6 protein-coding genes are annotated in these 11,292 nt (G+C 56.6%); all 6 read right to left on the minus strand.

Annotation, left to right across the window (positions count from 1 at the left end; translation table 11 throughout):
- Positions 1 to 81: 81 nt before the first annotated feature.
- Complete coding sequence (locus ACFFT4_RS21440) at positions 82 to 3,756, minus strand: S-layer homology domain-containing protein (protein ID WP_378050855.1); 3,675 nt, start codon at positions 3,754 to 3,756, stop codon at positions 82 to 84.
- Positions 3,757 to 5,694, minus strand: coding sequence for a hypothetical protein (locus ACFFT4_RS21445; RefSeq protein WP_378050856.1), 1,938 nt, complete (start codon positions 5,692 to 5,694; stop codon positions 3,757 to 3,759).
- A complete protein-coding gene (locus tag ACFFT4_RS21450; RefSeq protein WP_378050857.1) occupies positions 5,695 to 7,347 on the minus strand; it encodes an extracellular solute-binding protein in 1,653 nt (550 codons plus the stop codon).
- Positions 7,348 to 7,604: 257 nt separating this feature from the next.
- Positions 7,605 to 8,972 carry an ABC transporter substrate-binding protein gene (locus tag ACFFT4_RS21455; RefSeq protein ID WP_378050858.1) on the minus strand — a complete coding sequence of 456 codons (1,368 nt, stop codon included), beginning with the start codon at positions 8,970 to 8,972 and terminating at the stop codon, positions 7,605 to 7,607.
- 43 nt (positions 8,973 to 9,015) lie between these two features.
- Entirely contained in the window at positions 9,016 to 9,885 is an 870-nt protein-coding gene (locus ACFFT4_RS21460; protein WP_378050859.1) for a carbohydrate ABC transporter permease, read from the minus strand.
- Positions 9,886 to 9,897: 12 nt separating this feature from the next.
- Complete coding sequence (locus ACFFT4_RS21465) at positions 9,898 to 10,797, minus strand: carbohydrate ABC transporter permease (protein ID WP_209072526.1); 900 nt, start codon at positions 10,795 to 10,797, stop codon at positions 9,898 to 9,900.
- Positions 10,798 to 11,292: the final 495 nt, after the last annotated feature.

Genomic DNA, 11,292 nt, shown 5'->3' on the forward strand with positions numbered 1-11,292 from the left:
CTCTGCGAATAGGCAAGCCGTTTATAAATAGGGGCCAGCAGCTTAAGCGGCATCGCTCAAGCTGCTGGTCGTTCTATCGGTCTAGCGGATTCCCATCAATCGGTAAAGAACAACAGCCGCTTGCGCGCGCGTTGCGACTCCTTCGGGCAGCAGCCGTTTGGCGTCGACGCCGTTGACGATTCCCAGGCTCACGGCCAGGGCGGCTTCTCCGGTCATCTCTTCCGGAATCCGCGAGGCATCCCGGAAGCGGAGCAGCGCCTGCGGATTTTCGCCGCTCGGAACCGGCCGGCCGGTCAGCAGGGAGACGGCGCGTCCGGCCAAGGCGGCCAATTCCGCGCGAGTAACCGGCGCATCGGAAACCGGCATATCCCATTCGATGTCCATGTCGCCGAGTTCCAGCCCCTTCGCCAGAAGCGCAACCCATTCGGCGCGCGTAATCGGGTCCTCCGGAGCAAACCGGCCGTTGTCGGCGCCGGACATGAAGCCCTTGGCGGCGGCGACTTGAATCGCACGGCCCGCCCAGCTCGTTACGCGATCGAGATCGGTAAACTCCACTCGATTTTCAACGACCGCATACTTGGAACGAAGCTGGCTCAACGCGGCGTACATTTTCTCGTGGGCAAGCTTTCCGCCGACGATTTCCGTACGTCCGCCCGCGAATTCGATCATCGCCAGCAATTCCTTGTCCAGATCCGCTCCGGTCGGCAGCGGCAGCCCCAACGTAATCGGCGGATTAAATTCGGTCGGAACGGACCCGTTCACTTTCAGCTCGATCTCATAGACAGGCGCCGCTAATTGTTGATCGTCGCTCGTCCTGATGATACGGATCTCTACGTCGCCTTGAAGCTGGGACGGCGCGAAGAGTAACTCTACGCCCTGCCAGTCAAGGGTGACTTGGGCGATTGATTTCTCGAGCAGCCGTTCCAGAATAGCTTGCTCCAACTGCACCTGCAGTTCATCCGACGATCCTTCGAACGTCATCGCCAGCCGCGCTGACAAAGCAGTTTCGGTGGAGAAGCCTCGGAGCAGTTCGCGGAGCCGATCGAACGCCTCTCCGATCGAATCGATCCGGGCGAGCAGTGCCGGGGTGTCGATTCCGGTCTCATCGCCGCTAGAGCGGGGCAGGTAAGGCGTCATATCCAACTGGCCGATACGATCTGCGGCCGCCTGGATTTTCTCTATCGCCTGGGCGTTTATTGCCGCTTGTTCGGAAGCGGACGCCTCGTCCAACCGCTCGCGGAGGCCGTTCAACTCCTGTTCAAGATCGGCCAGCGGGTTGTTGGGAGCTTCCGTCCCGGTAGACGGACCGGAGCCCGTGCCGGAGCTGGAGCCCGGATCCGGGTTCGAAGTGCCGCCGCCCGACCCCGACTTGGCGCTTAGCTCATAGATCTGTACATCCAGAGGAGAGTAGCTGCCCGTAAAGCGGTTATTCGAGATCGGGAGAAACGTATTCTCGTTCCATACCTTCAGCCGCATTCCTTCGGGCACTTCGATGGCGGCCCGCTGCGCTTCCTTGCTGTTGTTGACCATGGCGATATAGGTTTTGTCGCCGACCTTGCGGCTCATCCAATGCAGCCAATCGCCGTCTCCCTCTGCGATTCGAACATTGTCGGCCGGCCGGTCGGACAGAATAAACGCCTGCAAATCCGCGATTTCCTGCGCGACGCGATTCACGCGGCCGAGCAGCTCTTCATAGGGGAGCCCGCTTGCATCGTTCTTCATATCGAACAACGAGTAAAACAGAATGCCCCGGGCGCCTTCGGTAATATACTGCCACGCCATATTGCGCATTTCCCGCTCGGTTGGCGGGCGCAAGCCTCCTTGGCCGTAGTTGCCGACATTTTGCGCCTGCACGACGGCCCATTGTCCCTTCTTCCCGATGGCCTCGGTAGTCGCTTTTTGCAGCTCGCCCGGCTCGCCGATCGGATCTTCCTCCAGCCCTTTGACGGGATAGACGTCCAAGCCGAAAATATCGGTTGTTTTCGCCAGCACGCTGGCGGACGGCAGATGGAAATCGACCGTATAGGCAGGATGATTCGGATCGTTGGCCTTGACCGCTTCATAATGGGATGGCAGCCGATCGTCGTTCGGCGCTTCGTCGTTCAGGTACCAGGCCAGCAGCGCCGGATTATCTTTGAACCGATGGACGAATTCGCCGATTTTGCTCACCGCGTCTTCGTCGCTGTTGATGCCCTCGGGCGCCCATGCGGAGCCGTAGAAGAAATCCTTTAACGAGAAAATGACCTGTTTGCCGTATTCCGCCGCCAAATCGAGCTGTTCCCCGGAAGGGAGGTCGTAGGGCAGAAGCGTGTTGATCGGACTGTTTTTCAGCTCCTCCAGCTCCGAACGAACGATTTTGTCCGCATAGATTCCGATCGGCAGGAACAGCTTTCCGTTCCGCCAGAATCGGCCTTCGCTATCCACGTAGGATTCGGGCATTTCCGCGGCGCTTCCCAATTTGCGAATCGTCCATTCCTCCGAGTCCGCCGCCGTATCGGTTCCGGACAATACAGCCTCGATGCGGACATGATACGTGCCCGGAGCCAGCTTGGCCGAGGGGAAGACCGCGTCTCCGCCCGAGCCGTCCAGATACGTCGCCTCGACAACCGACTGGTCTTCTTGCAAAAGGCTGGCGCGTATCGTATAGGCGCTCAGATCCGCGCCCGTTGCCGCTTCGGTCCGGACTCGAATATCCGCGTCTGTCCCCGGCGACAGAATGCCGCGATATCCCGGAGACTCCAGCCGAGTTTGGATGAGCTTGGGCTTGACTTCGTGGAGGGTCAGATCGTCGAACCAGACCGTACCCGTCGTTCCTTGCGTGTACAGCGTCAGATTGGCTTTGGCTCCGTTGGCCGGGGCCGTATACAGCGGAATCCGAAAATAGGTCCAATCGCCGGGATTGATCGGGTTCGCATAGGAGCCGCCGATCCAATTGCCGCCGGCATCGACCGCGTCCAGAGCAAGCTTCGCTCCGTCTCCGTCCGCGACGCCGTCCGTCTTCACCCACACCGATACATAGTAACCGACGCCGGGCGTGAGGTTAAAATCAAAGCTGGGCGAAGAATTGGCCGGGCCGTTCGTATACTTCAGGGAGTATTCGCCCGTGCGGGACTCGGCAGCGTCATAGCTGGTCGAGCCGCTGAGCCAGGTCGCGTCGTCGGGGTCCTCGAACGAGGTGGAGTAACCCGACTGGCTTCCGGCCGGCGCTTTCTTATAGACTTTAACGTCGTCAAACCAGACGGTTCCGGTATCGCCTTGGCTTAAATACAGCGACACCTGAAGTCTGCCGGCATCTTCGGGGACCGTATACGTAGGCAGCTTGAGCAGAGTCCAATCGGCCGGCGCAAGGCCGTCCGTATATTGTCCGCCTTTCCAGTCGTCTCCGTCGTAAGCTTCCAAGGCGATTCTCGCCTTGCCGGCGCCTACGTTTTCCGTCTTCAGCATGACGGTTGCGTAATAGGTCTCCCCCGGCTCCATTGCCAAAGAAACCTGGGGATATTTATAGTGCGCGGCATCCGAACGCTCGTATTTCAAGGAATGATTACCCGTGTAAGCTTCGCCGTCGTCATAACCGCTGGATTCCGTTATCCAGCGTTCGTCCGCGGGATTCTCGAACGATTCCTCCATCACAAGCACATCGGCCTCCGCCGCCGCCGCGATCCGAAGCGAATCGCCGTCAAGGAAGGAAATCGGGGCCAACTGCAAAACCAGGATCAGGGCAAGAAAAGCCATCGCTATTTTTTTCAACCGAATCACCTATCTTTCTACCTTATAAATGTGAATGCCCAAGGAGCTGAACGAATCCGTGAACGTGCCGCCCGTCAAAGCCAGGGAACGGCTTTCGTTTACCGCCTGCACGGAAGTCGCGCCGGGTACGGTGAACGAGGCGGTTCGGTTCGACTTGCCGTTATTGACGGCAAAAATATACGTATGGCCGCCGTACTGCTTAACCATCCAGTTGAGCCAGCTTCCGCCCGTAGTCGTCGCGGCCGGCGTGGCATCGACGGACAGGAGGATCGGAACGAAGCTCTCCACCTCGGACGCCACCTGCTTCACGCGATTCAGAAGCGTCGCGTAAGGCACGCCGCTCGCATCCGATTTCAGGTCGAACAGGGAGTAGAACATCAACCCCGTCGCGCCCTCGGTCAAATACTGCCACGCCATATTGCGGACTTCCTGCAAAGTCGGCGGACGGGTACCGCCTTGACCGTAGTTGGCCAGATTCTGCGCCTGCACGACCGGCCATTGGCCCCGGAACCACAGGTTTTCTTTGGCGGCCTTCTGATAAGCGCCGGGTTCGGCGATCGGATCGCCGGACAATCCCTTCACGACATATCGGTCCATACCGAAGATGTCCGTGGAACGCAGCACCTGGTCCGGGTTTGGCGTATTGTAATCCACGATATAGGCGGGATGATCCGGATCGTTCGCGACGACCGCTTCATAATGGGCGGGCAGCCGGGGATCGTTCGGAGCCTCGTCGTTTAAGTACCAGGCCAACAGCGCCGGATGGGATTTGAACCAGTTCACGTGCTGGGCGATTTGCGGCGCCTCGTCCGCCTCGCTCGTAATGAACGACGGAGCGTAAGGAGAGCCGTAATAAAAATCCTTGAAGGAGTAAATGACCTTCATGCCGTAAGAATCGGCCAAGTTCAACTTGGTCAGGTCGGGATGGCCGTACGCCAAAATCGTATTAAAGGCGCTTCCGCTCAGATCCGCCAAATCCGCTGCGGTAATATCGGCGGTATAGATGCCGATGGGGAAAAACAAGCTGCCGCCGCGCCACAGCCGACCGTGCTTGTCGACGTAATCGGCCGGAGCGGCGGTGGTTTTCGCAATCGGCTTCTCGATATAGCCTTTGACCTGTCCCGTCGAAGTTTTAATTAACTGAACAACCAGCTTATAGCTTCCGGCCGCAAGTCCGGAGCCGGCGAACAAGGTGGCCGTAGCCTGCTGGCCGGTATAGCTTGCGGAATTCATCAAGGCGTTGGAAGAATCGTACAGACTGACCTTGGTCGTGTAGCCGCTGAAATCGGCCGACCAGGAATGCGGAATCGTTTTGACCCGAATGTCCGTGTGGTCGCCGGCGATGAGCTTGCCGCGGTACGAGGGGTAATCCAGATACGCATAGAACAACGGCGCAGATTGAACCTCGAATACTTGCAGGTCGTCAAACCAGGCTTGGCCGGTCGTGCCCTGCTCCAGATAAAGAGAAATGCTGATTTTCGCCGTATTCGCGGGCAGCGTGTAGATCGGAAGCTGGATCTGCGTCCAACCGGCTGACGCGACTCCTGGAAGGTATTGTCCGCCGACCCAGTTGCCCGCCGAATCCAACGCTTCGAGCGCGAGCGTCGCGCCGCCCGGCCCGCTGAGGCCGGAGGTTTTGATCCAGACCGTCGCGTAGAACCTCTCTCCGCCTTGCCCCGGCAATATTTTGGAAGGATAAATATAGGTGCCGGCCGAAGTTCGAGTGTACGCTAACGACTTGGAATAAGAATGATGTTCGCCGGAAGTAAAGCCGGTGGCCGCCGTGATCCATTCCGATTCTCCGCCGTTTTCGAACGAAGTCTCATACGCCAATATATTGGAAGGCGTGTAGGCTTTCGCTTCTGACGGCATCGCCGTTCCGGAAATAAGCAGGATAACGAGGGACAGCAGAATGGCATAGTGCGCAGGGCTTTTTTTCAGTTTCAACTAGCTCTGCCTCCTTTGGTCTACCCATTGATTGACCTCTTCGGTAATTCTGTCTCCGCCCAGATCGCCCCAGTCCTTCGCATAGTCGTCGAAGGCGTCGATGGGCAGCTCTCCCATAATGATCATCGTGTAGGTGTCCAGCGTAAGCTTGTCCAGGATGGCGGTCACCTGGCTCATCGTTTTGGTCGCCGGGCCGTAAAATTCGTTCATTTGAATGTAACCGCTGTCATTATGTTCCATAATTTTCGTCCAGGCGCTGTTTTGGCCGTACATGCCTTCTTCGAACCAGTAGCGGTTATCCCCTTGGCGATAAGCGACGATATTGTCGTAATAGCTTTGTTCCTCTTCGCTGAGGCCGGCGGGATTCCCGTTCTTCAACGCGCTCTGCAGACGGATATAGTTCTTCATGCTGCCGTTCTCCGGCCAAGTGTATACGAGCGGGTAGTTGTTATACTGGAACCCGTCCTTGCCGATAAAAAAATGGCTCCATTCCGGATTCTCATAGCCGCGGTAAACCATCAAATTCAGCAAGCGCATGAGCGCCTCCGGATGCCGTATGCCTTTTTTCGCGACAAAATAGCTGTAGATCGGGAAGTTGTATTCGAACTTAGCCGGCACGTCGTCGACGGAGGGAATGCCGTATGCCCGCCAATCCGCCCCGGGGTCCCGGTCCTTGCTGGCTTGCAGCGGATGCGTCGGATTCCACCAGGCGCCGTACTGCATGCCGATTTTGCCGGATACCAGCTCCTCGGCCATATAGTTCTGATCCTTTACGGAAAACTCCGGATCGATCTGACCGTCAAGGTACATGTCGCGCAGCGCGGTCAACGCCGTCTTGACCTCCGGTTGGATGCCGCCGAACACGATTCGCCCGTCGTCGCCTTTGATCCAGCTGCTGGGATAGGCATGAAATCCGTTGAAAAAGCCCTTCAGCGATGTCCAGTTGATTCGGGTGTGCAGCCCCATGTTCAGGCCGAGACCGTAAGTGTCGCGTTGCCCGTTGCCGTCCGGATCTCCTTCGGCGAAAGCTTTGGAGATAAGCAGAATATCCTGCATCGTGCGCGGCTCCGGCAGATTGAGCTTGTCCAGCCAATCGTGCCGCACCCACAGCACTTGAGACTGATCGGTCATCGAAGCCCCTTGCGGAATCGCCATCAGCTTGCCGTCAAATGTGGCCGTATCCAGCGAGTGGGCAATTTCTTCGATCATTTCTTTGGCTTTCGGCGACGCATGACGTTCGTACGCTTCCGTCAAATCCTCAATCAGGCCGGCATCGGTCAACTGCTTAAGCTGCAGGCTGTCGACTTCGAAAATATCCGGGAGCTCCCCGGTAAGAATGGAAGCTTTCAATCGTTGATTGTAATCCTCGGTGCCTTTGTTCGTCGTCCACAAATATTTGATTTGAATGCCGAGAGTCGCCAAGTAATCTCGGCTCCAGACGTTGTCGGTCAGCGATTCGCCCTCCCGGAAAACGGTGCTGTCGTTCAGATTGCGCACGGCCGTAAGCGTGATAGTCGGCTCGTACTTCTCGAACGGGCCGACGGCCGCGGAAGGCCGTTCCTCGCGTTCGGCCATCGGACCGAACAGGAGGAAGGCGGCGATTCCGCATACCGCCAGCGCGATTAACGAGATCGTTCGTTTACGATTGATCATGACCGCATGCTCCTTTAAGTGTCGCTCACGCTCACCCTAGGGCGTGTATGCATACTCCGAGGATAGCAGATGTTGCCGAATTTTCGTTCCATGCAAGGAACTTTTGAGAAGGCGTACCGGGGGTACGTCAAGCAAAAGTGACGAAGCAGGGGGCGAAAAGGCGGTGATAGATGCCTCTGAGCGGGTTTGCATACACGCTCTAGGCATCGATGCGTCAATCGTGTGAGCAACTGATTCCCATTGTAGCACGGATAGTTTTATTTCAGCTTGTCGAGCACCGCTTGCGCGGCTTTGTCTCCTTGCTCCAGCAGCTGGTCGATCGTGATTTTGCCGGAAAGGTATTCCGTGAAGATCGGATCGATCGCGCCGATCCATTCCTCCCACAGCGGGTTATCCCCGACGTTCGACGCATACTGCATGCTGTCCAGGAACACCTTGATGTTCTCCGGATTCCCTTGATGTTGGGACAATGCTGCTTCTGCCGTGGATTTCTTCGCGGTGATGCCTTCCGACAGGGTGGCGTTCAGCTGCTGCGCTTCATCGCTCAGGAAATATTCAATGAATTTCCAGCCGGCTTCCTTCTCCGCGTCCTTGGCATGCGCGTTCAGGACCCAGGAATTGGCGACGAGCGCGCTGTAATTGACGCCTCCAACTCCTTTCGGCATAAGCGCCACGTCGTAGTTGATCCCTTCCTGATCGTTGGACAGCCTTCTGGCGAAGTTGTCGTAGAACATGGCGACGATGCTCCTCGGGAACCAAGTGCCGTGGTTAGGGGTGATTTCGCCTTCCTGCGCCACGAGGCTTGGCGTAAGGCCTTCATCCCAGAACTTTTTCATATACACCATGGCTTCTTTGACCTTGGGATCGCTGGCGAACGTGCTCTTCGTCCGGGACTCGTCCAGAATGTCTCCGCCGAATTGGCGAATCGTCGTATACCATCCGTAGCGGAAATGGTTCGCGAGACCGATTCCGTATTGCTTGGCGTCCGCGTTCGTCAGCTTTTGAGCCGCCTCGTACACGTCGTCGGTCGTCCAGTCCGCCGTCGGGTAAGCGACGTTGGCGGCATCGAACATCTCCTTGTTGTAGTACAGCGCGTTGACTTGAATCGCTTGCGGAACGGCGAAATATTCGTTGTTCGCGTTCTTGATCGCCTCGAAGCCGAAGTAATCGTCGAGCTTGACGTCCTTCAGACGGTCGGTCAGGTTTTCGATCGCGCCTTCGCTCGCATATTGCGCGATATACGGGCCGTCCAGCAAGTAGACGGTCGGACCTTGGCCCGCCGCCAAGTCTACCTTTAAGTTGGTATAGTGCGTTCCCCAGTCGGTGCCTACGTTTTCGACCGTGACGTTCTTGTTGGCTTCCATGAACTTGTCGATGATTTGCCCGAACGTTTCGCGCGCTTTCTCGTCGGCGTAATAGGCGACCTGAATGGTGACGGGCTCTCCGTTATCCGTGGCGGTACTGCCGCTGGCCTGCGCCGTTGAATCCGGGCTTGCCTGGGACGATGACGCCGACGGACTGGCGGACCCTCCGTTATTGTTGTTCGAGCTGCAGGCGGTCAGCGCCGCCGAGGTCAGCATGACGAGCGCGAACAGCGATAAAACCGACTTTCTTGACTTGCTCACTTGTACCCCTCCTAAGGTTGCGTTCGTTTTTATGTCAGGGATATTATCCTTTGACACCGGAAGTGGAAATGCTCTTGACGAAGTAGGGCTGCGCAACGATAAAGAGCACGATGATCGGCAGCACAAGCAGCACGTTGCCGGCCATCTCCAACTCGGGGCTCTGGTTGTACTGCCCGGTCGAAATGTCGCGGATGCGCAGCACCATCGTCCATAAACTGCTGTCTTTGCCGATGAAGATCATCGGATACAGAATTTCTCCCCATTTTTCCTGCAAGGTGAGAATGCCCAAAGTCAGCATCGGAGAGATCATCAGCGGCAGATGGATGCGGCTGTAAATCTTAAACCATCCCGCGCCGTCGATTTTGGCCGCCTCGTCCATCTCCTTCGGAATGGAGCGGAAAAACTGACGGAGCAAAATGATGCCGAAGGCGGTGGCCAGGAAGGGCGGAACGATCAGCGGGTAATGGCTGCCGATCCAGCCCAGATTTCTGAAGATCATAAATTGGGGGATCATCGTCACTTGGGACGGCAGAAACATCGAGATTACGGCAAAGCCGAAAATGAAGCTTTTGCCCGGAAACGGAATTCTCGCAAAGGCGAAGGCGACAAGGCTGCAGGACAGAACCGTGCCGATCATCGCCAGTCCGGTTACTTTGACCGTGTTGTAAAAATACAGCAGGAACGGATGCCCCTTGTCGGGAAACAGCAGCTTTTCGTAGTTGTCCCAACGGGGCGTCTCCGGGAACCATTTGAACGTATTCAGGAACTCCCCGTTCGTTTTCAGCGAAGCCAGAATCATCCAGACGAAGGGCAGCAGCATTGTGGCCGCGCCGGCCAGCAGGATGACGGCATTCATGATCGAGAAGAAGCTGCGGTTTCTTCCGGACCTGCCGGGATATGCGTGACTGTTCAATAGATTCGCCTCCTATTCTTCGTAGTGAACCCAGCGCTTTTGCAGCAGCAGCACAAGAAGCGTTACCGCGATCATGCAGAGAAACGATACCCAGGCGATCACGGACGCGTAGCCCATGTCCAAATAGCGAAACGCCTTTTCATAGAGATAGACCATCAGGTGGGTATCCGAATATTTGTTGTACCGGTTGAACACCATCGTGAACTGCTGGTCGAACGCCTGGAAAGCGCTGGAGATCGACATGATCACGACCAGAAACGTTGTCGGGGAGAGCAGTGGCACGGTAATGCTGCGCAGGCGCTGCCACCTCGTCACTCCGTCGATTTCGGCGGATTCGTAGAGCGATTCGGGAATATTGTTCAAGCCGATATAGTAGATGAACATCGCATAGCCCAGCCCTTTCCATACGGCGACCAGCGCCAAGGCGGGAATCAGCGTGCCGGAGCCGATCCCGAGGAAAGCGATGTCGGACATCCCGAACGCTCTAAGAATGCCGTTGACGATGCCGATTTCGGGGGCGAGCAGCCAGATCCACACCATTCCGACGACAAACCAGGAAGGGACGGCGGGAAAATAGTAGACGGCGCGCAGGACGGCCATTCCTTTGCCCTTGAAGAATCGTCCGGAATAGGTGAGCATCACCGCGAACAGCAGTGGAAGCGCGACCTGAATGGGCACGTAAATCAGGGCGAACTGCCAGGTGTTCTTGAAGGCGGTCATAAAGGACGAATCGTTCAGCAGCATCCGCACGTTATCGAGGCCGTTGAATTCGGGCGGCGAGATCACCTTGAATCTCGTAAACGAATAGTAGAGCGACATCGCCGCCGGAATGACGAAAAGAACGACGGCTCCGACAAGATAGGGCGCAATGAACAAATATCCCGTCAGGGAATCGGTAAATCTACGACGCATAGGGTCACCCTGCTCTCTCTTTTGTAAACGGTTTAGTTTTGTTGTTCTCGATTATAGAGCGGCGCCGGAGGGGATTCTATTTCCGTCTCTTTACTTTCGCTGCCTTTCGTTTACTTGTTTGTTTTATTGGATTGAAAATCATATCCGGCTTGTTGCTTGTTGGCGGATTCCATATCCGGCATGCTTGAGCTGCCAAACGAAAGAAACGGGCGGCGCATTGTCGACGAATGGGCGTGCGTAACGGTCTGTCAGACCGCTAAATGCAGGCCGTTGCCCGAATGGGCGTGCGTAACGGCCTGTCAGACCGCTAAATGCAGGTGGTTGCACGAATGGGCGTGAGTAACGGTCTGTCAGACCGCTAAATGCAGGCGGTTGCACGAATAGGCGTGCGTAAACATTCCTGTAGAGTCTAAGATTTACGCTTGGACAAAGCAAAAAGCACCTCGTATGATGGGGGTTGAACGGATCAATGTCCTAAACCCATCAGGAGGCGCT

The sequence above is a fragment of the Cohnella cellulosilytica genome (assembly GCF_042431195.1).
In the GTDB taxonomy this organism is placed as follows: Bacteria; Bacillota; Bacilli; order Paenibacillales; family Paenibacillaceae; genus Cohnella; species Cohnella cellulosilytica.